Annotated in this window: 25 protein-coding genes; 11 read left to right on the forward strand and 14 right to left on the reverse strand. The window is 43.9% G+C overall.

Annotation, left to right across the window (positions count from 1 at the left end; all coding sequences use genetic code 11):
* Positions 1-171 precede the first annotated feature (171 nt).
* The 5 genes from radC (at position 172) to mutM (ending at position 3,361) form a co-directional block, all read left to right on the forward strand.
* Entirely contained in the window at positions 172-858 is a 687-nt protein-coding gene (gene radC / locus MTO69_RS00525) for a RadC family protein (RefSeq protein ID WP_248330172.1), read from the forward strand.
* Between the two features lie 439 nt (positions 859-1,297).
* Positions 1,298-1,534 (forward strand): 50S ribosomal protein L28, encoded by a 237-nt coding sequence (rpmB, locus tag MTO69_RS00530; protein ID WP_004743834.1) that lies wholly within the window; start codon positions 1,298-1,300, stop codon positions 1,532-1,534.
* A gap of 13 nt (positions 1,535-1,547) precedes the next feature.
* Positions 1,548-1,718, forward strand: coding sequence for a 50S ribosomal protein L33 (gene rpmG / locus MTO69_RS00535; protein ID WP_004410866.1), 171 nt, complete (start codon positions 1,548-1,550; stop codon positions 1,716-1,718).
* Positions 1,719-1,994: 276 nt separating this feature from the next.
* Complete coding sequence (locus MTO69_RS00540; RefSeq protein ID WP_248330174.1) at positions 1,995-2,483, forward strand: hypothetical protein; 489 nt, start codon at positions 1,995-1,997, stop codon at positions 2,481-2,483.
* A gap of 71 nt (positions 2,484-2,554) precedes the next feature.
* Complete coding sequence (gene mutM / locus MTO69_RS00545; RefSeq protein WP_248330176.1) at positions 2,555-3,361, forward strand: bifunctional DNA-formamidopyrimidine glycosylase/DNA-(apurinic or apyrimidinic site) lyase; 807 nt, start codon at positions 2,555-2,557, stop codon at positions 3,359-3,361.
* Between the two features lie 98 nt (positions 3,362-3,459).
* Here mutM and coaD read toward each other — a convergent pair whose 3' ends face one another.
* Positions 3,460-3,954: a pantetheine-phosphate adenylyltransferase gene (gene coaD / locus MTO69_RS00550; RefSeq protein WP_248330178.1), complete on the reverse strand. Its 495-nt coding sequence runs from the start codon at positions 3,952-3,954 to the stop codon at positions 3,460-3,462.
* A gap of 107 nt (positions 3,955-4,061) precedes the next feature.
* On the opposite strand from coaD, the gene MTO69_RS00555 reads away from it, so the two are divergent.
* The gene (locus tag MTO69_RS00555; RefSeq protein WP_248330180.1) at positions 4,062-5,096 is read left to right on the forward strand and encodes a glycosyltransferase family 9 protein; all 1,035 of its coding nucleotides are present in this window, start codon (positions 4,062-4,064) and stop codon (positions 5,094-5,096) included.
* A 42-nt stretch (positions 5,097-5,138) separates the two neighbouring features.
* On the opposite strand, the gene MTO69_RS00560 is transcribed toward MTO69_RS00555, so the two are convergent.
* Both MTO69_RS00560 and MTO69_RS00565 read right to left on the reverse strand, forming a co-directional pair.
* On the reverse strand, positions 5,139-5,924 hold the full coding sequence (locus MTO69_RS00560) for a glycosyltransferase family 2 protein (RefSeq protein WP_248330182.1): 786 nt from the start codon (positions 5,922-5,924) through the stop codon (positions 5,139-5,141).
* Positions 5,921-6,976, reverse strand: coding sequence for a glycosyltransferase family 9 protein (locus tag MTO69_RS00565; RefSeq protein ID WP_248330184.1), 1,056 nt, complete (start codon positions 6,974-6,976; stop codon positions 5,921-5,923). The genes MTO69_RS00560 and MTO69_RS00565 overlap by 4 nt, the downstream gene beginning before the upstream one ends.
* A 105-nt stretch (positions 6,977-7,081) precedes the next feature.
* Here MTO69_RS00565 and MTO69_RS00570 point away from each other — a divergent pair, with 105 nt between their 5' ends.
* Positions 7,082-7,789 (forward strand): 3-deoxy-D-manno-octulosonic acid kinase, encoded by a 708-nt coding sequence (locus MTO69_RS00570; RefSeq protein WP_248330186.1) that lies wholly within the window; start codon positions 7,082-7,084, stop codon positions 7,787-7,789.
* Here the strand turns inward: MTO69_RS00570 and MTO69_RS00575 are convergent.
* Genes MTO69_RS00575 through waaF form a run of 8 tightly spaced genes read right to left on the reverse strand, consistent with a single transcriptional unit; the run spans position 7,786 to position 15,536 of the window.
* Positions 7,786-8,709 (reverse strand): WavE lipopolysaccharide synthesis family protein, encoded by a 924-nt coding sequence (locus MTO69_RS00575; RefSeq protein WP_248330188.1) that lies wholly within the window; start codon positions 8,707-8,709, stop codon positions 7,786-7,788. The two genes, MTO69_RS00570 and MTO69_RS00575, sit on opposite strands and share 4 nt — an antisense overlap.
* Positions 8,710-8,713: 4 nt before the next feature.
* Positions 8,714-9,448: a glycosyltransferase family 2 protein gene (locus MTO69_RS00580; protein ID WP_248330190.1), complete on the reverse strand. Its 735-nt coding sequence runs from the start codon at positions 9,446-9,448 to the stop codon at positions 8,714-8,716.
* Positions 9,445-11,028, reverse strand: a complete 1,584-nt coding sequence (locus MTO69_RS00585; protein WP_248330192.1) for an aminoglycoside phosphotransferase family protein — start codon at positions 11,026-11,028, stop codon at positions 9,445-9,447. The genes MTO69_RS00580 and MTO69_RS00585 overlap by 4 nt, the downstream gene beginning before the upstream one ends.
* Positions 11,019-11,399 carry an HAD-IIIC family phosphatase gene (locus tag MTO69_RS00590; protein ID WP_248330194.1) on the reverse strand — a complete coding sequence of 127 codons (381 nt, stop codon included), beginning with the start codon at positions 11,397-11,399 and terminating at the stop codon, positions 11,019-11,021. Before MTO69_RS00590 ends, MTO69_RS00585 begins: the two co-directional genes overlap by 10 nt.
* A 12-nt stretch (positions 11,400-11,411) precedes the next feature.
* Positions 11,412-12,680, reverse strand: coding sequence for a lipid IV(A) 3-deoxy-D-manno-octulosonic acid transferase (gene waaA, locus MTO69_RS00595; protein ID WP_248330196.1), 1,269 nt, complete (start codon positions 12,678-12,680; stop codon positions 11,412-11,414).
* A 2-nt stretch (positions 12,681-12,682) separates the two neighbouring features.
* Entirely contained in the window at positions 12,683-13,459 is a 777-nt protein-coding gene (locus MTO69_RS00600) for a glycosyltransferase family 32 protein (RefSeq protein ID WP_248330199.1), read from the reverse strand.
* 27 nt (positions 13,460-13,486) lie between these two features.
* Positions 13,487-14,500, reverse strand: a complete 1,014-nt coding sequence (locus MTO69_RS00605) for a glycosyltransferase family 9 protein (protein ID WP_248330201.1) — start codon at positions 14,498-14,500, stop codon at positions 13,487-13,489.
* Positions 14,481-15,536, reverse strand: coding sequence for a lipopolysaccharide heptosyltransferase II (gene waaF / locus MTO69_RS00610; RefSeq protein WP_248330203.1), 1,056 nt, complete (start codon positions 15,534-15,536; stop codon positions 14,481-14,483). Before waaF ends, MTO69_RS00605 begins: the two co-directional genes overlap by 20 nt.
* Before the next feature lie 189 nt (positions 15,537-15,725).
* Between waaF and MTO69_RS00615 the strand changes: the two genes are divergently transcribed.
* From MTO69_RS00615 to MTO69_RS00625, 3 genes are read left to right on the forward strand one after another with little or no spacing between them, the layout of a single operon-like run.
* Positions 15,726-16,451 carry a glycosyltransferase family 25 protein gene (locus MTO69_RS00615; protein WP_248330205.1) on the forward strand — a complete coding sequence of 242 codons (726 nt, stop codon included), beginning with the start codon at positions 15,726-15,728 and terminating at the stop codon, positions 16,449-16,451.
* A 7-nt stretch (positions 16,452-16,458) separates the two neighbouring features.
* Complete coding sequence (locus MTO69_RS00620) at positions 16,459-17,679, forward strand: O-antigen ligase family protein (RefSeq protein ID WP_248330207.1); 1,221 nt, start codon at positions 16,459-16,461, stop codon at positions 17,677-17,679.
* The gene (locus MTO69_RS00625) at positions 17,676-18,653 is read left to right on the forward strand and encodes a hypothetical protein (RefSeq protein WP_248330209.1); all 978 of its coding nucleotides are present in this window, start codon (positions 17,676-17,678) and stop codon (positions 18,651-18,653) included. The genes MTO69_RS00620 and MTO69_RS00625 overlap by 4 nt, the downstream gene beginning before the upstream one ends.
* 5 nt (positions 18,654-18,658) lie before the next feature.
* Here the strand turns inward: MTO69_RS00625 and MTO69_RS00630 are convergent, their stop codons facing one another.
* The 3 genes from MTO69_RS00630 to rfaD form a co-directional block, all read right to left on the reverse strand.
* Positions 18,659-19,219: an acyltransferase gene (locus MTO69_RS00630; RefSeq protein ID WP_248330211.1), complete on the reverse strand. Its 561-nt coding sequence runs from the start codon at positions 19,217-19,219 to the stop codon at positions 18,659-18,661.
* Between the two features lie 9 nt (positions 19,220-19,228).
* On the reverse strand, positions 19,229-20,995 hold the full coding sequence (locus MTO69_RS00635; protein ID WP_248330213.1) for a polysaccharide deacetylase family protein: 1,767 nt from the start codon (positions 20,993-20,995) through the stop codon (positions 19,229-19,231).
* Positions 20,996-21,088: 93 nt separating this feature from the next.
* Entirely contained in the window at positions 21,089-22,030 is a 942-nt protein-coding gene (gene rfaD / locus MTO69_RS00640) for an ADP-glyceromanno-heptose 6-epimerase (RefSeq protein WP_248330216.1), read from the reverse strand.
* A gap of 286 nt (positions 22,031-22,316) precedes the next feature.
* Here rfaD and MTO69_RS00645 point away from each other — a divergent pair, with 286 nt between their 5' ends.
* Positions 22,317-23,015 (forward strand): 6-phosphogluconolactonase, encoded by a 699-nt coding sequence (locus MTO69_RS00645; protein WP_248330218.1) that lies wholly within the window; start codon positions 22,317-22,319, stop codon positions 23,013-23,015.
* The last annotated feature ends 3 nt before the right edge of the window (positions 23,016-23,018 follow it).

Genomic DNA, 23,018 nt, shown 5'->3' on the forward strand with positions numbered 1-23,018 from the left:
AGTTTTCTAGTGCCTAGTTCCTAGAGGTCGATTTCTAGGAACTAGGCACTGTTTTATCTAGGCACTAGGAACTGCTTTTCTCTAGGTACTGCTCTTTTCTAGAAACTCCTTTTCACTCTAAAAGCATACTTTTTTAAACAAGGAGTTTGATAGCGTCAACGCCAACTGAAAATGCCGATTGGAGGAAGTATGAAAGGGCTACCTAAGGCGTCTATGCCGCGTGAGAAACTGCTTTCTCATGGTCCACAAGCTCTGACCGATGTTGAGTTGTTGGCTATTTTTCTGCGCACAGGCACGCAAGGAATGAATGTATTGGCACTTTCTGAACATTTAATTCACCAGTTTGGTTCATTGCGAGCCTTGTTTGCCGCCGACTTGGACAGTTTTTGTCAACAAAAAGGTTTGGGTGCAGCCAAGTATGTTCAGCTTCAAGCCGTGCTGGAACTGACTCAACGCTATTTAAGTGAAACCCTTAAGAGAGGCAGTGTATTGACCAGCCCCGAACAAACTAAGCTGTATTTGTGTGGGCTTTTACGTGACAAACAGCGTGAAGAGTTCTACGTCCTGTTTTTAGATAATCAACATCGGGTGATCTGTGGTGAATCCTTGTTTCAAGGCACAATCGACGCCGCTTCTGTTTATCCACGAGAAGTGGTAAAGCGCGCCCTAGAGCATAATGCTGCCGCCATCATTGTCGCACACAATCACCCATCGGGTATCGCCGAGCCGAGTCAGAGTGACCGCCGGATCACCCGGCGAATCATAGATGCACTCGCGCTGGTGGACATTCGTCTCCTCGATCATTTTGTCGTTGGAGATGGAGAGGTGGTGTCCTTTGCGGAGCGTGGATGGATTTGATTATAGTAACGAGTAACGAGTAACGATAGAATTGAGTTATCTTCTTCATCTATCGACACATTCTCGCTCAAAATTAGCACCTGAAAGCCCTAAGCTGTTTACTCGCAACTCGTATCTCGTCGCTAGTGACTATCACTTTCTGTGATTTTGTTTAAGTTTTGGTTGTGGGAACGCCGAATTCTGCTACAATCGCCCGACATTTTTTTGAACTATTATCAGCTCTGCCTAAAAAAGATCACGAAAACCTGTAAAAAGGATCTGTTCGGGTCTTGAGCAATGCTACTCAAGTTAGTATAATGCGCGACCTTTGATAGCCTTGTATGGGTTTCCATAGCGGTATAAGACCTCGAAATTCTTTTGAGAATAGCTTCTTTGAGAACTAGAGAGGTTCGGCCACCAAGGTTGATATCGAGCTGAAACGATTTTGGAGAAGACATTCATGTCACGAGTATGCCAAGTAACTGGTAAGCGTCCAGTAACGGGTAACAACCGTTCACACGCACGCAATGCTACTAAGCGTCGTTTTCTGCCGAACCTACAAACTCATCGTTTCTGGGTAGAGAGCGAAAAACGTTTTGTTAAACTACGCCTATCTGCTAAAGGTATGCGTATCATCGATAAGAAAGGCATCGATGCTGTTCTTGTTGATATCCGTGCAAACGGCGTAAACGTTTAAGAGGAAATAGACAATGGCAAAGAAAGGCGTACGTGAGAAAATCCGTCTAGTATCTTCTGCAGGTACTGGTCACTTCTACACGACTGATAAGAACAAGCGTAACATGCCAGGCAAATTTGAGATCAAAAAGTTTGATCCAGTAGTTCGCCAGCACGTTATGTACAAAGAAGCGAAAATCAAGTAATTGATGCTTTTTTGAACTTCCTCTGGGAAGCGTGAATTAGAAACCCAATCATAGCAATATGGTTGGGTTTTTTATTTTGGAGAGAAGGAACGGGCTACGCCCTCCGGGAACGGACTTCGTCCTCTAGAGCACTGCGTTCCGAGTTCGGGCTTCGCCCTGCGAGTAGCTAGAGTTGACACCTTAACCATTGTCAATCAACGTTAGCTCTACAGCTCTCGCCTATCTACCCCTTTTCTGCTACTTTTGAGTCAGTTAAAGGCAGAGAAGTCAGACACTATGCGAGTTTCCCCTTCACGTCGTAGACGTTGGAACAACATCCTTATGTTAGGCATTATTGCGTTTATCGCTTTGCTTAACCTTCCTACTTTGATCAAAACCTATCTGCTTGAGCCGACCGTGGTTGAAAGCCCTTATCCATATCTGTTGAACCCTCAGGCAGAGTTACAGGCATTACATTTCTCTGATTGGTCATTGGAGAAAAACCAAGGACGTTGGCGCAGTACCATTGCCACTGCAATACCGGAACAAGAGCTGGCGCAGCGCTGGATAAGCCTCGTCGGTACTGAAGTGACGTCAGAAAACTTTGATAGTTTGAAGCCGCAACTGGGCTCACCTAGCTCCATAGAGGCTTGGTATCTTGATCAGGAAGAGCCGCAAAGGATAACCTACTACCAAACCCCTCAGTTTTGGCTGCTCAACAATTGGCAAGATAAGTGGATAGCGATCTCGGTGGCCAGTGAGTATCTTGTTCCGAGCGAACTTTAATCACCTTGATTTACTCTATTCACCAAGGAACAATCTAAAAAAAACTCGAAACTCGAAACTAGGAACTTTCCATGCCAGAACTGCCTGAAGTAGAAGTAAGTAAAATGGGGATTTCGCCTCATTTAATTGGTCAAACTGTCGCTAAGTTGACTTTTCGCACTCCAAAGCTGCGTTGGGATATACCCCAGGAGTTACAGCAAATGGAGGGGCAGGTGATTCGTAATATCTCACGACGAGCCAAATACCTATTGATAGAAACTGACGTTGGAACAGCCATTGTCCATTTGGGTATGTCTGGCTCTTTACGGGTTTTGGATGCCGAAATCGCGCCTGCTAAGCATGATCACGTCGATCTCAAACTCACCAACGGTAAGGTACTGCGCTACAACGATCCAAGGCGTTTTGGCGCTTGGCTATGGACAGAGGATGGCACTCACTCTGCCCTCGGTAATATGGGGCCAGAGCCATTAACACCGGAGTTCAACGCTGACTATGTGGCTGAAAAGGCGGTAAATAAACGCGTCGCTGTCAAGCAGTTCATTATGGATAACAAAGTGGTTGTGGGGGTAGGCAACATCTACGCCAATGAATCGTTATTTAGTGCGCGGATTCATCCTGCTCGACCTGCGGGAAAGGTTACTGAAAAAGAGTGGGGATTGCTGGTTAAAGAGATAAAGGGCGTGTTGGATACCGCGATCAAACAAGGTGGAACCACCTTAAAAGACTTTGCTCAAGCTGATGGAAAACCAGGCTATTTTGCCCAAGAGTTACAAGTCTATGGCAAGGCGGGTGAGCCATGCCCAAGCTGCGAAGAACGGATTGAAGAGCAAAAAATTGGTCAACGCAATACGTTTTTTTGTCGTCAATGCCAAGCATAGAGCCGTGAGCAGCGAGTTAAAACGGTTGAAACAAGCGGATGGGTGTATATAGTTTCTCGCTACTCGCTACTCGCTACTCGCTACTCGCTACTCGCTACTCAGACTTTCTTTTTCTCTTTCAGCGCCTCGGCAACCACCTCGGGTACAAAATTAGTCACGTCACCGCCGTGAATTGCTACTTCTCGCACTATGGTTGATGAGATAAATGCGTGTTCTTCAGCTGGCGTCAGAAAAACACTTTCTAGACCAGGCATTAGGCGTCGGTACATATTGGTCAAGCCGAACTCATACTCAAAGTCTACCGTAGTGCGTAAGCCTCGAATAAGCACGTTAGCTTGCTCTTGTTTGGCAAAGTCGACCATGAGTCCAGAGAAGCCCTTCGATGTCACGTTGTCCAAATGCTTGGTGACTTCTTGAGCAAAATGTACTCGCTCATCTAAGGTAAACATGGTGTTTTTACTTGGGCTGGCGGCGACCGCAATAATGACATCATCAAACATATCAGCAGCGCGCTCGATAAGATCTAAGTGCCCGTTGGTAATAGGATCAAAAGTGCCCGGATAGATCACTCGGGAAAGGCGTTTTCTGCTCACGATTAAGATACTCAATTTATTCCATCTGTTTCAATACTAACAAAAAGGCTCACAATTACCCAATGAAGCCGTTATCATTGGGGCAAAGTAGACAATTGGATGGGATGATGAAAAAGATACTGGTTGTGCGTAATGATAAAATTGGTGACTTTATGCTCGCTTGGCCAAGCTTTGCGATGTTGAAGCAGTCGATGCCAGATTCTCATATCACAGCGTTAGTCCCGAACTATACTGTAGCGCTAGCTGAACTGTGTCCTTGGATTGATAGTGTTCTCGTTGATCCAACCGAGAAAAGTGACAAAGCAAAGCAAGCTGAGTTAGTGCAACAGATTCGCGCCGAAAAGTTTGATGCATCCATTAATCTGTTTTCCACTACGTATAACGCCAAACTGGTCTGGAAAGGTAAGATTCCTTATCGCCTAGCCCCTGCGACAAAACTAGCGCAGATTTTCTACAACAAGCGTATCAAGCAGAAACGATCGCAATCGGCTAAACCAGAGTTTGAATATAACCTCGATCTTATTCGCGCCTTCTTAACTGACAACCAAGTCAAAGTTGTCGAACCTTGTGCGCCTTATCTTTCGTTTAGCGAGCAGAAGATTGCGGAACAAAAAACGAAACTGGCGCAGCAATTGAACTTGAATATGAGTAAGCCTTGGATTTATGTCCATGCGGGGAGTGGAGGGTCTGCGAATAATCTCTCTCTAGAGCAATATACTCAGCTAGTGTGCGGTTTAGAGGGCGAGTTTGAAGTCGTGCTGACCGCAGGACCAGGTGAGGAAAAGAAGGCTTTTGAGTTGCAGACACTACTGGCTGAGAGAGGGCGAGGTTCAGCGCTGTACGATAAAAATGATGGCTTAGTGGATTTTGCTCGTTCTATCGCTTGCGCCGATATGTTTATCGCCGGCTCTACTGGCCCACTGCATATCGCAGCGGCGATAGATGTGCCGACTATTGGCTTCTTCCCAAGTAAACGCTCAGCAACGCCACTGCGCTGGAAACCAATCAATTCGGAAGGTAAGCATATCGCCTTTTGCCCGCCTAAAGCGGATGATAAAGCCAGCCAGGAAGATATGGCGCGTATTGATATTACTCAGGTTTTAGTAGAACTGAAACCGTGGGTGCAGACAATACTGAAATGATAAAGGGCTCTGATGAGCCCTTTTATGCGTTTGTGATGGTAATTACTTATAGTGGGGATCGTTGTCACGAGCCCATAAGTCTGCGTACTTAACAAAGGTCGAATGAGCGGAAAGTAATGCGATCAGGAAGCCTTGTTTACCATCGAGAAAACCACGTTTGAGCAGGTACATCTTCAGAAAACAGCCTAGCGCATGAACAATCCCTTGAGATAGAGAAGCTTTCTTCCCACGGGCTTGGCGTTGGTCTGCCCACGCTTTGGCATAGCCTGCAGACTTAACTAAATAGTGATTGAGGTTCTGATACGAGTAGTGAAGGATATCACCATCCAGCTCTGCTACCTGGCAGCCTTGCGGAATAATCACAGACTCATGTACAAGGTTGTCGTTGTACTTGGTCAACTTATTTGGATAGAGGCGTACATGACGATAATACCAGCCTGAGTGCTTGAGGAAACGACCAAATACCCAAGTGAGTTCGTTAAGATTGAACACTGTATTCTGTGGAGGATTTTCTAGCATAGTCAGGATGTTATCACGCAAGGTGTCATCAATACGCTCATCGGCATCGACCGCTAAAATCCAATCACTGGTCGCATAACTCTGGGCCAGCTGCTTCTGTTTGCCAAACCCTGGCCACTCGGCATTAACATAAAAATGCTCGGTATATTCTCGGGCGATAGATTCAGTATTATCTGTACTACCTGAGTCAACGATGACTATCTCATCGACCCAACGTAAGCTCTCCAGACAGTCGCGCAGACTGTCCTGCTCATTTTTAGTGATGATAACGGCGGCAATCGTCGCTCGGTTTTGACTGGCTTGATTCATAATAATGACTCTTTTTCGCAGACCAAGTCGAACATGGCGATGACTTGATAAGAAGTAATTCTATTCATGGCTTGTTTGTCTTTAACTCGTGAGCGCCAACTCAGTTGCTCAGCAGATTGCCCCGTTTGTTCTTCGATCGCCTGTTGCCAAACACTGACCACATAGTTGAGATACTGATAAGGGCCGGTTCGCTGAGGGTTATGGTGTGCGTACAAGCCGATCACTGGTGTGTTCATCGCATTCGCCATATGGGCAGGGCCAGTATCGGGCGCGATGACCAAATTACACTTGTCTAATAAAGCGAGCATCTGCATCAGTGAACTTTTCCCGACAAGGTTGGTCACCTCACCTTGGCTCAGATCTACAACTTGTTCAGCCAAGTCTGTCTCAACTTTCGCCGGGCTGCCAGCTAAGATGATGTTCCAACCTTTACTGTGCGCATGCTGGATAAGCTCGCTATAGCCTTGCGCATGCCAGTTTTTATATGACTTGCTCGCTCCAGGTACCAGTACCAAATTACGTTTACTGGCATCTAAGTGATTTTCTGCCCAGCTGGCATCTTGCTGTGTATAACCTAATTGCCACTTTGGCGTTATATCCTCGATACCCAAGTGGCCGGCAAAAGCCATCAAACCGTCGAGAACATGAGGTTTGTCAGGTGAGGGGACTTTGATATTAGTGAACAGGGTTTGGAAGTCTTGACTACGTTTAGCATCAAAACCCAGTTTGTATCTCGCTTTGATGCCCAAAGTCGCGATACTGGCTCGAAAGGCATACTGCATATGAAGTAACGCATCGAAACGACGACCTTTTAGTTTCGCCCAGAGTTGTTGATAGGCGCGCCAGCCCTGTTTTTTATCAAAAACAATCAGTTCGACGCCATCAATACTCTCAAGCAACTTAGCTTCAAGCGCTCCCGTTATCCAGGTTATTTTAGTTGTTGGCCACTGATGCTGAATGGCCTGGACCGCCGCGATGGTATTGCACACATCGCCAATGGCTGAAAGGCGCAATATACAAAGAGATTGTGGAGCGGTATCAAATAGGGCCATGGTGTCGAGTAACTTATTGTTAGTGATATCGAATTATGCAGAGCTAACGAATAAATGTAAAATAGAACCGATTTTCGCCAACTTTAGGTCGCTTTGCTAAATACAATGAAGAGTGTCACCGAGAACAACCAAACGTTTTGGTATGATGAACAGCTGCTGAAAGAGCCTGTAGAAAAGGCCTTTGATGCCCAGTATTGGCAAGATGCGGGCAAAGTGATTGGCAGTGCCACTGGGCGAGGTACCACTTGGTTTGTACAAACAGAAACCGTTGCGGCTGCATTACGCCACTATCGCCGTGGTGGGCTGTTTGGCAAACTGGTCGCAGACAGTTACTGGTTTAATGGTTGGGAGAAAACTCGCAGTTATCAGGAGTTTCAGCTTTTGCAGCAACTGAGAAACTGCGGCGTCAATGTGCCAAGACCGATAGCCGCACGTGCTGTGCGTAATGGGCTAACGTACCGCGCTGATTTGTTAAGTGAAAAGGTCGCGAACGCTCGTGACTTAGTAGCTGTACTAAAAGATGCACCGCTCAGCGCTGAAATGTACCAAAAAATTGGCCAAGAAATCAGAAAAATGCATGACGCCCAAGTCAATCACACTGATCTTAATATTCACAATATCCTAATCGATGACCAGCAACAGGTTTGGATCATCGATTTTGACAAGTGTTACCAACAATCGGGCGAAGGTTGGAAGCAAGCGAACCTAGAGAGATTGAAGCGATCGTTGGTGAAAGAGGTAGGCAAGCGTAATATTTTGTGGCAACAGAGTGACTGGCAACCACTTTTTGAAGGCTACCTGTCAAACATTTAGCCTTTTATTTTGCGCAAAAAGCTGCCAGTAAGGTTTTTGTAGCTTCGATAGAGGCGCTTAATATCGCGTGGTTTATCTGATTGATTGTTAAGATACAACCAGTCTGCTAGGTCATACTCTAAGGCTAAATTACCGCGGTTATAAAATCTCTCAGTGATGTCTAGCCCCAGTTTTTCTGGTGCATCCACTATGATGTTATTGGCGATAAACTTAGGCCAAAAGTCAGCACCTAATCCCGCATCTTCACCCGTCAAATTGTCAATCTTAAGAGGCTTGCCAAGTAACTTGGATAACCAGTTGAGGGTCAAGAATTGCTCGGTGGTGGCGTAACGTGCTTTGTAACCTGGCCGGAGCTTAAAGCTCAACTCTTCTATCCAGTTCGAGGACCAAATAGTGAGTAAGTCTTCTGTTAGTCCGAAGTCAAATAAGTCGCTCTTGTGGAAATAGACGGGTCTGCCGTGGTGGCTGGAAATAAAGAAAGTACTACTGGTCAGCGTGCGCTGTTTAAATAACGAATACTGCTCTTTCCGGGGAAGGTCAGCATATTGGCGGTACAAATCAACAAACTGTCGACCAATAAGCTTATTGTCGGAACGAATTTTGACGGCGTACTTAGTGGTTACCGCTTTGAGTCCATAGTGAGAGCTGACCATTTGGCGGTTGTTGTTTAAGGTCTGCGGCTTTCCATCATGATAGATGCTGTTTGAACCTGGATCGTCGAGTTCTATTACTTGGTCATAATCTAAATCTTGATAAGGTTGCCCTTTCCAAGTTGATAATATGATGGTTGACGCTGGGAAATAGCGGCGGATGGAGCTCAAGCATTCACTGGTGATACCCGAGATCTGGCTCCGGTCATTACTCGCTTGAACCGGGCCTTGCACAACAAAGGTGATATCTTGGTCTGCAATCTGAATCATGTCGCTACCTGTTTAGAAAGTCTGTGTACTCTTGTGGAACACCACAGAAGATCACTTCATTGCGCTCTATGAGATGGTAGTGAACTTCTAAGCCTTGTTCTATTAACAGGTTATATAGAGGAGCAATGTACAGCTCACCTTTTTCCCACTCTTGCTGTGGCTTAGCAACATAGGCTTGATAGGCGTCTAGGTAGGCTTGCTTGCGATTAAAATGATACAGGCCAGTACTACAAAGATCGGAAATGGGATTCTTCTCAGTAGTTTTAATGACTTTGGTTGAGCCCGCTTTTTCTGGTAAGGCGAAAGACCAGTTATCACCAGAGCCTTTAAATACTTCCAAATAACCATCGCCGGAATGACTGACATCAGGGAAGGCAAAATTGGGTCTGAAGGTGTCAATGTTAAATACGGTAATGGCACCTTGATAGTCTGGACGTTGTTGTTCTAGCAGCTCTAACCCTAAAGCAACGGTTTCCGCCTGTCCTCTTGTCTCTTGGTCTAGAACAACAATGTAAAACTCTTTGATACCAAGTTCTTGTGCTCGTTGTTTAACAAACGCTTCTGTTTCATAAACATTTCGGACGATAAACAGAAAAGGCAGCGTAGAGAAATAGGCTTGAAAGCTCTTTACTGAGTGATCAAACAGAGTTTCACCATGCGCATCTAACATGTATTTAGGTTTTGTGTAACCAGCCTTGAAAAAGCGCGAGCTCATGCCCGCCATAGGAATCACTATCATTGTTCTAATCTCTGTAATATTTGATGCAGTCGGAAAGCATTGGCGAACAAAGCGTCTTGTCGGCGTTTATCATCGGAGTGTAGTGGCAACATAGATAAAAACAGCTGAATCTGCATGGCATACAAGTTTTGGGCGGTAATACCGAACTCCTGTTCGACTAATTGGATAAACGCTTGCTGCGTTTCCCTATGGGTACCGTTATCTTCAATCGTTAAGCTGATTTTTTGTTGGTCGAGTGAAGCCTCATAGTAGCCAGCAATGATCCAGTCATATAGTCCCAAAATAGAATGGCTTAGTTTGGCCAGGTCATAGCGAATATCACCGTAGATTGTTTGGCGCCCATCAGGAGTTATTCCTCGCGGGTCGATGGTTTTGACTTTACCTGCTCTAAAGTCATACAAAATATTGCTAAAACAGAAATCGCCGTGCAATACACCAATCTGCATTTGCTCTGTTGGTAGATGTTTTTCACTTAACGCGAGGACTTCTTTTAAACTTACGGTTTGGTCTTGATAAGTCCAAAGGCTATTAATATCGATATTTCGATCTCGGCAGAATTCGGCTAATCGAGCTGGTGTTTTACCGCCAAAAAGGACATCCAGCGTGTTGGCGTGAGTACCTGCTTCAACGGTCTGTTTGCTGCAAGCGGATAGGAAATCGACACAGCCCGTTAGGATTTGTTGCCACACTTGCGAGGGTAGTTTGGCGAACACAAATAACTCGTTCAAAGCAGTCAAGTGCAGATATTCGAGTCTATATGAGACTTTTCCCTGCTCTTGGTTGCTACCTAAATACTGCGGGATATAACCACGCAGTGGATAGGGGAGCTGTTCAAACCAATTGGCCTCGGCGGCGATTTTTTCATTCTTAACACTGGCTTTCTCGATCCACTTGGGCGTGATCGTTAGTTCATTGAATGCTCTTTGTGTGGTGTGTTCGGCCTTTGAACGGTAATAAGTGTTTACGTGGCCGAAATCTAGCCAGCCGTTTGAATCTACAGGCGTAAGCCCAATCGATTGATGATAACGGTTGAGCCCTTCGATGAAGTTCCACTCACTTTGAGTGATACAGCGAACTAACTCGCGAGGTTGGCTAAACTTAAAGTAACCGTCGATGATTCGATTTGACTCCGCACTCAGTTTTTGTTCGGTATCCTTTAACCAATGAGCCTTATCGTCAGTTAGCACTGCCCAGTTATAGCTGTCTTTAGCGGTTGACACACTGGCGATGTCATCGCCGACAGGAAGCTGAGAGAAAAGGGTATCACCATAGAGAATATGTAAAGGCGTATTTAGTGAGTGCCCACTAATATTAATTGCAGCGACCATAGATGCTCCCAAGCTCAAACCATCAGGTGTGCAGATAGGGGTGACCCCATTTTGCTGCAACCACTGCTGATCGAGAGGAGAAATTGTGTAGGACTCGGGTACTGATAAGTAGACATCAACTTCGGCAGGCGCGAGCGCAACCTGATGTTGGAATAGGCGACGGTTTCCCAGTGGTAGAAAGCTGGGCGGAATATGGCCAAATTCGGACTCTAGTTCTTGCCCCACGTACGCGCCAGACATGATTAAGAACATTGCTTTTCCTTTTCAAACAACTGATTAATTTGTTCAAAAGAGAGCTCAGCGAACTCTGATGGTCGTACAGCACGATCATCAATGTAGAAACCGTCATGACCACACCACGGTTTCCCCACCAAGATCTCATCATAAGGAATTTCGTGCTTGTCTAGCCACTCGGTAATTATTGGTAGTGTGTGGATATTGATCTTGCCCACGTTACCTTCATAGGTGCGCATGTTTCGAGCGGTAGCGATAACAATCTCAAACCCCTGATTCTTATATTTTTTAAGTTGTTCAATGACATCTAGGCGCGGCAGTACATTCTTGTAGTCTGAGGTATTGGCTTGGGTGAGAGTACCATCGAGGTCGACGATTAACTTTTTCATATATTCAAATTCCTAATCTACTTTTATCTGAGCGAGAGAGCGTTCTATGGCTCCGGTGTTTTGCTGAACAACAGAGAGCGCTTTTTGTCCCGTACTCTCTCGTAGTAGGTCATCTTTGAGCCATACTTTCAGATGGGTAACTATCTCTTCGGTGTTATGGCTAATTTTACACCCATCTGCAGCGACCAAGGCGTGAGTGATATCTGTAAAATTGTAGAAGCTCGGGCCAGTTAGAATCGGTTTGCCAAGAGCGGCCGGTTCAAGCAGGTTGTGTCCGCCCACTTTTTTGCCAATTAAGCTACCACCCATAAAGCAGACATCGCTGGCTTGCATTAAAGTCAGCATTTCTCCCATAGTGTCACCAACATAAACTTGGGTATCACTGCTTACGCTCTTTCCACTGCTGCGAGTTACGGTCGGAAAGCCGAGCCTTTTTGCCAGTGCTGCCACTTTTTGAAAACGCTCTGGATGCCTGGGCACAATGAGTAGTAAAGCATTCGGGATTTCTGATAGCAGCTTTTGATGCGCTGAGAATATCTGTTCGTCCTCACCTTCATGAGTGCTCGCGGCTATCCACAAAGGGCGTTGCGTACCTAGCTCCTGTCTTAATTGGTTGCCTTGATCTATCACTGCGTCCGTAACTGATATGTCGAACTTAATTGAGCCGGTAACAATTAGTTTGTCTTTGTCGACGCCAAGGTCGGCGAAGCGTTGAGCATCATCATGAAACTGGCAAAGTACTTTGGTGAGCTGCTGTGTAATCGGTCGAAATAAGGCGGCGATCTTTTGGTAGCCGCGACATGATTTTTCAGACAAGCGCGCATTAAGCAGAGTGATGGGAATGCCAGCTTGGCTGACGGCTTTAATCGTATTGGGCCATAATTCCGTTTCGACAATGATCAATTGCGATGGGCTTATCACATCAATAAACCTCTCAACTGCGAACGAAAAATCGACAGGCATGTAGCGGTGGGTGACTAGTTCGCCAAGTCGCTTCGCTTGCTCTGCTCCAGTTGGGGTAGTGGTTGTCAGCACAATACTCACATCTGCATGGCGAGATTTGAGCTGTTTAATGAATGGCGTGACGGCGAGTGTTTCACCGACCGAAGCAGCGTGAATCCAAATCGGCTGTTGGCAATTTGGAATGGCGGGAGTAAAACCGAAGTGCTCTTTCCAGCGCTTGCCCACACTTGGCTTCCCCGGTTTCTTCTTGTAGAGGCCATAAAGCAGTAGCGGGGCTACCAACGTTAAAATGGTTGAATAAATGGCTCGGGCTATCACAGTTACTTTACGAGATCTTCAGGTTTGATATGGGTCCACTTTCCTCGCGGTTTGTCGATGTATTGAAAGTGTTCGTTAGTAAATGTGCCTTGAATACATACATATTTTCTGTCTTCTGCATTCACTGGTTTTCCCGCTAGAGCTTGATTGAGCACTGTCGGTCCCGTCGAGTGATAAACTCCCATTTCAGGTTTGTAGTGATTAATGTTGTAGACAACTTGATCCAATGTCTCTTGAAGATCGGGATTCCCCGGAGCCGAGGCGATAAAGTAGTTAGTAACCTCTGTATTGTTACTCACTTTTATATATAGCTCACTAGCCTCTCCGAGCAATTTATCAAGTGGTCGTACTAAGGTGGCATCAATGTCCATATAAACGCCCCCTTCTTTATAAAGCACAAACAGACGCCAAAGGTCGGCTTGAGCAGCACCGTTAGTTAAGCGTGAGTAGGCATTGAAAACTTCAGTTGGGGCGTTTTTCTCTAAATATTCGCCGCGAGCCTCGGTGCTTACGTAGCGGTAGTCACAGTTTAACGACATCAAGCGATTGAAAAGGTAATTGAGATAAACGGGAAGTGACGCTTGATCGGTAAAGTTGGTTTGCCAAATGGTTCTTGGAATCGCTTTTTCGCTGCTCAAGCGCACTCTGGCAGGGGAAAAAGCAGGAATAGTAAAGCGCGCTTTAGGCAACACCCAATGAAATGGGTACGACAGCACTTTGAAAATATTACCGGTAAGGCGAATTAATCGGTTGGCGACTAATATCTTAAGTTGGCTCATTATTTTGATTTCCAATCTTTTGTTGTTTTATTTTAATGCACAGTCAATCGATGCAACGATTTGGTCGCTGGTTGGTTTGCTGCCATTGGCATTCATGACGACCCAATGTTTTTCGTACAATGGTGTATAGCGAAATGGAACCGTGGCATAAAAGATACCAACAGTGGGTGTATGCGTTGATATCGCGACGTTGCGTATGCCGGTATCTGGTGCAACAACCAAACTCGCTTTGGCGATAAACTCGACTAGCTCATCGAGTGGTAGGCACGGCTGGATAGTAAGTTTGCCGGCATCAGCCAAGTCTTGTAAAAACTCGCCTTTTTCAAAGTCATTTTTCCCTTCAAGGAAAACGTGTTTGATATTCGGTTGATGCTCGATAGCCAACTCAATAACTTCACGCATTTCCTCTTTAGAAAGAATCTTTCTTAATTGTGAAGCGCCGCTAAAGTAGACCACATAAGGTTGAGTGGCATCTTTTAGCTCACGGTGATCAGGATAAGCGAAGTCGAGTGGGTAGCCTGGGTTGTGACCGAGGATCTTCAGCATGTCGAGCATGCATTCTACCTCTGGCTGAAAGTCGGAACGAAATACCGCTAGGTTATAGAGTTTGCCGCATAAGAAAGAGGTGTATGGGAAGCCGACTTTTAGTTTCGCCTTAGTCAACAATGTCATCCAATATGAGCGGTTAGTACCGGCAACGTCGAAGACAATATCTTGTTCTTCTAGTTGATTGTAATCCTGATACTTTTCTTTGAGCGATAAGCCTTTTGAGTCGTCGCGACTTTTCATCACGATGGTTTTATCTGCTAACTCAGATGGGGTTCCGTACAGATAGTTAGAAACTGTGACCAGAGTTATTTCGGCATTCGGGAAGAACTTTCTGGCCTCGATTAAGAAAGGGCGCACAATGACTTGATCACCAAGTGCGGCGTGGCGAATGACAGCAATTTTTTTTACGTTCTTGGGTTCGAACTCATCCTCAATATATCGACGAGCACTTTTTGCGGCATAAGCGCCTTTCTCAAACCAAAGGTGTTTCATTGTTTTCTTTTCCAATAAATGTACTTAGCGCTTTGATTACCTTTTCTGGCATCAGCTTATTGAGACAGTCTAGGTGTCCGTATGGGCACTCTCGCTTGAAACACGGTCGACACTCGATATCGGTGTGAACCATGGCAAGTTTAGCGGTTAATGGCGGCGTGTATTCTGGAGAACTAGAGCCATAGATAGCGACAATATTGCAGCCGACTGCCGCTGAGACATGCATTAAGCCAGAATCATTTGTGACGACAGTGTCACATGCTGCGAGTAAGTCTACCGCTTCAATCAACGACGTTTGACCTGCCAGGTTGTGGATATATTGCTGGTCCTCTTCATGTAGCGCAGCGCGAATCAGTTCACATACTGGTTTGTCTTTGGCTGAGCCAAACAGCCAAACTTGATAACCGTGTTTTATCGCGTGCTTTGCGACTTCGGCGTAATACTGATCGGGCCAACGTTTGGCAGGTCCAAATTCAGCGCCAGGACATAACCCAATCACTGGCTTGTTTGAAGGCAAGTGTAAACGCTGTCGGGATGAAGATTGATTGGCTGTATCGACCATCAACTTAGGTTGAGGACAGGTCTGTAAAGATACGTTCTCTCGCATGGTTGTTTTGGTTGACGCTAGAGCAACGTAGCGCTCGACCATATATTGGAAGATGCGCTTGTTTGGCCTTAGGTCTGTCAGTAGGCCATAGCGAAACTCCCCTTTCCAACCAGTACGGATTGGGATACCCGCAAAGAGAGGGATTAATGCAGATTTGGCTGAGTTCGGCAGCACAAAAGCGTGAGTATAGTGGTCGTTCTTAAGCGCCTTACCGATTCGTCTTCTGGTCGAAAAATCAAAGGTACCATGTCCAATTGGCATTTCGATAGCGCGCGAGACTTGAGGCATTCGCTCGAGAATTGGCTTGCACCAGGCAGGAGCTAGCACATCAATTTCCGCTACGGGATATTGTTGCTTCAGCGTAATATAAAGGCTTTGAGACATCACCATGTCTCCAACCCACGAAGGGCCAATGATTAGGATTTTCATCTAACTAATGTCTGCATACAAATCGATGCTGAGAATAGCACAATGTAGGCTTGATGATAATGTCCTTGTTTTGTCGACTTTTGGTAATAATGTGTGTGCTTGCATGGAAAACAATTCAAACCCAAGCATGATTATGGTCTAATTAGCGGCTGATCTTAGTGAAATCCGTCGTGAGTGAGACATCAATCAATGAAAATCTACGTCATCAGCTTGAAGCGTTCTCCTGAAAGAAGAGAAAACATCAAGAAGCAACTTGATACCTTAGGGTTAGAGTTTGAGTTTTTTGATGCAGTAGATGGCCGTGCTGAACCACCGCATCCTTTATTTGCCAGATATGATTATAACAAACGACTCTGGTTGACAAGTGGTCGAATGCCATCTAAAGGCGAATTGGGTTGTTATGCAAGTCATTATTTACTTTGGCAAAAATGTGTTGACCTAAATGCTCCGATTTTGATTATAGAAGATGATTCAGATGTTCAACCTCGCATTAAAGAGCTACTGCCTTTGATTGAAGCAAAAACCATTGAATATGGTTTTTTACGGTTAGAGCCTGAGACAGAAAAATGTGCTTTGTACGAAAAAGAAAGTTCGGATAGCTACTCCATCTATTTTATGAGCGATAACTTTGGTGGTACGCGTTCATATGCAATTTGTCCTCAATCAGCAAAGAAGTTAGTTTCAGGCTCTGAGCGTTGGTGTATGCCGGTGGATAACTATATTGGCTCTCTTTATCTGCATAATATGCCATCGTACTTGCTCAAACCTTTTATTGTAGAAAACCCAGAAGAGTTTGGTACGACGATTCAATTGGGGGAAGAAGAAAAAGCGAAATGGTATAGGAAACCAACTCGAGAGTTGTATTCTCTGTATAGAAAGATTTCCATGAGTCTAGCAAATAATAAATATAAATAATTACACGATGAAAAACAGCCCATTAATTTTAGAAAAGTTATTTTTATTTAGCCCTATAATAATTACATTCTCAGTCATCTTTAACTTTCATGATTCTAAGTTTTTAATTTCTCGCGCCATTTTTTTAGTTGTATTATATTGTTTGATTTTTCATAGGAAAGATCTTGCACAAGAATTTAAGAGAAAATCAACTTTTTTTGTTGTTGGTATAATTGCATGTTTGTATTTTTTCTTCATGCAGTATTTTAATGAAGGAAATTCAGATCTTCCCAGATCAATGCTATTTGTGTTGATCTATTTTTTTGTTGTTCCTACAAGAAATTTTTCAAATGATTCATTGTTTTACTTAGCTTGGCTTGGGTGTGTTTCTAGTGGTGTTTTAGCACTCTACGAAGTATATGCTTTGGGTGAAATTAGAGTTGGTTACCGGACGGTGAATCCTATTCCTTTTTCCTACTATAGCGGATTGTCAATGCTTGTTATGGTCGGCTCTTTTATTTCTAGTTTGTCGAAGGATATCGACCGAGTTAAGCTGTTTTTCTTACTATTTGCTTTGCCTCTTGTGTTGTGCGCGGTTGTGCTAAGTCAAACTAGAGCAACTTACTTATCACTAGCAATCATTAGTTTGGTTTTTCTGACACATTTTATACTTAAATACCCTACCAAAAAAAATATATTTTCAGTCTTGGCTATCGTTATTTCGGTTTCGACACTACTGTGGCAAGTAGATGATGTTCGAATAAGAGTTGTCGATGCCTTTGAGCAAGTGCAAAATTTATCTCATGACAACTATTATTCTTCGACAGGTATGAGGGTTAAGCTCTGGGAAGCAGGATTGAAAATTAGTCAAGATAGTCTTGTTTTTGGTCATTCGAAATCGAACATTTCTCAATATTCCTCAGTGTTAATAGCTGAAGGGCTTGCGCCAAGCTATCTTAAGCAGTTTTTGGTGCATCCGAACCCAAATTTTCATAACCAATTCATTCAAACACTTGTCGACAGTGGTTTAATTGGCGTATTTTTTATTTCAACGTTTATCCTTCTACCAACAGTAATTGCTTCAGGTCGAGTTACGCGGCTAGGGATGTACATCTCGACGTACACCGCTATATGTTTGTGGTTTGATTCAATGTTTTTATATAACCATACAGTCATACTATACGCTTTTGTGGCTCTCATTCTTTATTCAAACGCTGCCAATGACACTGGGAAAGGGGAAGTATCGTGAAAGTTGCGGTTCAACTGTTTGGCCATTTAAGAAGCTATGAAATAGTAGCCCCCTATTTGAAAGCTCATATTTTGAGTCTGTATGACTGCGATGTTTTTATCCATACCTGGTCAGAAGAAGAACACTGCGATCCAAGCTGGCACAAAAAAACGAACAGTGCACAGTTTACCAAAGGAACCAATCAAGCTAGGTTACGTGAGCTTTATAAACCAGTGCGATTGGAAATTGAAGACAATAACACAATTGATTGCCCTGGCTTTTTTAACGAAAATAACAACATTTCGTTGCGTGGCATGAAGGCGATGTCACACTCGCAAAACCGAGTGAATTGTCTTAGAAAAAAATATGCTCAAGATCATAATATTAAATATGATTTGGTTGTTGTCTTGAGACCTGATGTTATGCCGTTAGCCCACTTAGATCTTGATCTATATTTAGATGAATTCTCTTATTGTACCAGTAGTACCATTCACTTCTCGAGCGGCTCTCATCAACATAGTCAAGAGCACAAAAAGGTGATGACACCTCTTGCTTCAGATCTCTTTTACATAGCAAAACCAGAAACACTAGACCACTTCTTTGAGTTAAAAAATGATAAATTTGAGCGCTTTTACGTGGATTTCACTAAGGTGAATAAAGGTGGAATTAGTGCACCTGAAGCAAGTTTTCTAGAGGCTTTAGTTCAATCAGGAGCAGTTCCTAGATTCTATCAATTTCCTTACGCAGTTGTTCGTACAACGGGAAGTAATCATCTGAAAGCTAATATGGCGTCGTTACCTGATTTTGTATGTACTTTACCACTACCAAGTTATTTAAAAGAGGAAGAAAGTGGTGTAGATAACTCATGGTCTTATTGGCTTTTTTCTAAGCTGAGTAACAAGAAGCTAGAAAAAGTGCAGAAGCAGCTAACTCGAATGAAAAGGCAGTTAGACGCCTTTAGCAATAAGTTGCAAAAAATCAGAGAGAACCGATAAATAACCTAATAAGTCAGTTCATTTTCCCAGCTAGTGTTTTCTTGTATCACTCTAGCTGGGTTACCAACAGCAACTACGTTGTGGTTAATGCTCTTAGTTAGCGTAGAATTAATTCCTACCACAGAGTTATTACCAATAGACGCCCCCTTTAATACAGTAACGTTGTCTGCCAGCCAGACGTTATCGCCGATATGAATGCTTTTGGCTGGATTGATCCGTTGGCCCTGTTGGATAATGTTGTGCCCATCACTGGTCATTAGTTTGACGTTACGTGAAAACATACAGTTGTCACCTATCGTAAGTTGTGTGCCTCTTTCTCGACAAGAAATAAAACAGTTTTCTCCAATTACACAATCTTTGCCTATAACTAGCGTGCAATCATTGCCATCTAGCTCGATAGTGACACCTTTTAAGTTAGCACCATCTTTGAACACCAACTTGTTGCCACTGCCTGTAATATGAATGTCGCAGTAACGTATACGAGTCTTTTGGCCAATTTCTACCGTATTGCCAGAGCTAATACGTATTTTGTTACGAAGACGCGCGAGCAGAGAAAAGTTTGCCATAGAAACCTGCTATTTGTTTTTTCGAAATACATAATGGCCGCTTATTTTCCTCCACAGCCCCAGCACAGAGGTTTTTGGAAAAATAGCGATACGGCGTATTTGGTATAAGTCTTGATGAAAAGCAAGGGGGCCGCTATTGGTCGCAACTGCAAACTCAAAGCCCAACTCGCGAGCGATGGCTTTTGAGTTCTCGTTTAGGTCACCATACGGGTAGGCAAATGAAGTCAGTTCTTTATCAGTGATTGATTCCAACTCGCGCTTATTTTGTTCAATCTCACTCTTTTGCTCTTCATATGAAAGTTTACTCAAAAACGGATGGGTCAGAGTGTGGCCACCAATCTCAATATAGCCAGAGTCAGACATTGCTTTAATCTGTTCGTTACTCATTAAGGGGAAGGGCTTGTCCGGGGTCTCGCTTGCCTCAACATCCCAGCGGTTATAAGTCTCGCCAGTAACGACATAGACGACGGCTTTGAAACCATACTTCTTCAACAGAGGTAACATCAGCTCATAGTTGTCGACGAAGCCATCATCCACCGTTAGCATAAAGTAACGCTTATTTGGCTTGAGTCTTTCGATAGTCCCTTTATTTGCGAAATCTTCAAAAGTAAGGCTCTCAAAGCCCAAGCGCTTTAGCAGCTGAAGATGCTTTTCAAACAATTTAATATCGATGTATGGGCCGCGTGTGCCTTTTTTCGATTCGTTGTCGATGAAGCGATGATACATCAAGATAGGCATCTCTTTTCGCAGTTTGCTGATCACCACATCTTGGTAAATAAATTCTACCTGAGAGACAACATTATTGAGATCGTAGTTGTCTCGAATTTTTTCTGTGACTGACAGTGCGCATGTTGAATGGCTCAACCCGTTTTCTACTTCTTGAGCAATGGAGCCAAAATCAATATCAAGAATATTGGGGCCGATATCGCCAAAGTTTGTCGCCATCGCGTGAGCTAGATTCTGTTCATCGATTATACCGATTGAAATCGCTTCGCCAATCGCTAAAGTCGGTCGACCGCAAAGTAAAGATTCCATAGCCACTCGACCTGCGCCAATGACGAGATCTGACTGATGCAGAACCTGAGCAACATCGTTGGTATAACCAGGGAAAGAGACTTTACTGGTAAACCTCTCAAATCTGGCCTCCATTGCGGAGCCCGTTAACACGCGCACATCGTACTTATCGAGGTCGAGGCATTCATCTAACAAGCGGTAACATAAATCCCCTTTAGGACCAGTTAAGCGACCAACAATAGTGATAATCGGTTTGACGTTTTTAGGGGGCTCGGCTGCGGAAAATGCTTGGGTCTCAATACCATTACGACTAACGGTTAACTGCGACGCGGGTACACTTAGCTCTTCAATAAGTTGCTGTTTGATCGCTTCGCATACAGGTAGCGCTTTATCACCCATGGCATGAAATGCCTTACGCGAGCGATGCACCGGTTGGCGGCCATGTACCGTTGTGACCATTGGCGTGCCTGTAATTTTACAGGCCAGGTGGCAGCTCCAGCTTGATGCACGCGAGTGAGCATGAACAAGTTGAATGTTGTGCTTTTTAATCAGATAGACAAGATAGGCCACATGCCAAAATCGCCGCGGGATACTGCGTTTATTGAAGCGAAGCTTAAAGAACTTGCCCACGAAAGGTTTGGTCAGAGTGTCTGAAACATAATGAACAGTATGACCGCGTTTGGTTAGCTGATTGCCTACAGTTGTCGCATACACTTCTGCCCCCGTGACTTCTAACTGCGACAGTGCCATTAAAATATTCATCAGTTGACCCACGAGACTATTGTAAACGCCGTATTCTAATCCGCAAATATCCAGAGTTCAAAGCAGGAACTCTGGATATTTGAAGTTGTGATACTACTTATTGATGAGCGACATATACTCGGCCACACCGTCAGCGACCGTTTTGAACTGGTGATCACAACCCGCTGCACGTAGCTTAGTCAGATCGGCCTGAGTATATTCTTGGTATGCGCCTTTTAAGTGGTCAGGGAACGGAATTGTTTCTACTTCCCCCTTGCCATGATAAGCAATCACTGATTTGGCCACCTCTTCAAAAGACTCGGCGTTACCTGTACCTAGGTTAAAAATACCTGATACGCCATTTTGCTTAAACCAAAGGTTCACTGCGGCAACATCGCCGACGTATACAAAATCGCGCTTAAAGTGCTCGCTACCGGCAAACAACTTAGGGTTTTCGCCTGCATTCATTTGATTATTGAGGTGGAATGCGACCGAAGCCATCGAGCCTTTATGCTGCTCGCGCGGGCCGTAAACGTTGAAGTAACGGAATCCTGTGACTTGAGACAGTTTTTCGCCGTGCTCTTCGGCGTCTTGCCAAATGCGGCGTACATAGTTATCGAACTGCTGTTTCGAGTAGCCGTAAACGTTGAGCGCACCCTCGTATTGCTGCTCTTCAATAAACTTGTCGGTTTCGCCATAGGTTGCGGCAGAAGAAGCGTATAGGAAAGGGATTTCACGATCTAAGCAGTAGTGAAGCAACTCTTTGGAATACTCGTAGTTGTTGAGCATCATGTACTTACCATCCCACTCCGTGGTAGCAGAGCAGGCACCTTCATGAAAAACGGCTTCGATAGGGCCAAAGTCGTCCCCTGCCATGATTTGAGTCAGGAAATCATCACGGTCCATGTAATCAGCGATATCAAGATCAACAAGATTTTGAAACTTTTTACCATTTTTAAGGTTATCGACAACTAAAATGTCATTAATGCCTTGCTCGTTAAGTGCTTTGATGATGTTGCTGCCAATCATGCCAGCACCGCCAGTTACGATGATCATTGTTTTCCCCAGATGCTAAATTATGTAAATTCTATCATTGACTTTAGTTGTTCTTCCAGAGGTAAATCAAAGCATAATATGTTGTAATCAACCGTTGATTGGTAGATAACCTTGTTTGCTTTGGCGTGAATTACCAGAGGGTATGCACAAGTATGGTTTTGCTGAGCTTTTCAAAAGCGTTTATTAGTGTCAAACTAGGCAGTTAGATAGTGTGTCTCATTGAGTTATGTGAATTTTAGCAACATCTAGAATTGGTATTATGATTACTCGGGGTTGTAATATAAAAATGGAAGTCTATAACGATGCTTGTAAAGTAGAGTTAGTCTCTAGCGAGAGCAAAGAAGAAGCTATCGAAAAAATCTCTAAAGACTTAGCTATGTTTCTAAAAGAAAAACTGAATGAGATAAATGAGGTTAATATATATGTTAGTGGTGGTAATACTCCATTACTTATATATGAGAAACTATTATTAAATCAAGATTTCGTCACTTATGCTAGCAGATGTAGATTCATTATGGTTGATGAAAGGTATCTAGATTTCATAGACAAGAATAATAATTCTGGCCAATGTTGGAGACACTTTGTTAGGAATGTTAATTGCCTTGAGTATATATATCCTAAAACAAATTTTAGCCTGAAAGAAAGTGTTCTTGATTGGGATGATAAATTAAAAATTTTATATAATAAAACAATACATTTATCTATATTAGGTACCGCATCTGACGGCCATGTGGCTTCTGTGTTTCCTATGAGTGAAGTGCTCGTGCAAGGAGATTACTGTTTTTCTTGTCACGTTCCTAAGGTAGGAGAGAGACTATCTCTAACTATGGATGCACTCAATAAAAGTGAAGAGCATTGGGTTATTGCTTTAGGTAAAGAAAAAGAGAGCATCGCTGAGATGGCAAAAGAGAATAACAATTCTAAAATGCCTATATTTCAGCTTTCATCAAAGAAGAGCATTAAGTGGTATGTTAGTAAAAACTAATTT

Source organism: Vibrio sinaloensis, assembly GCF_023195835.1.
Lineage (GTDB): Bacteria > Pseudomonadota > Gammaproteobacteria > Enterobacterales > Vibrionaceae > Vibrio > Vibrio sinaloensis_C.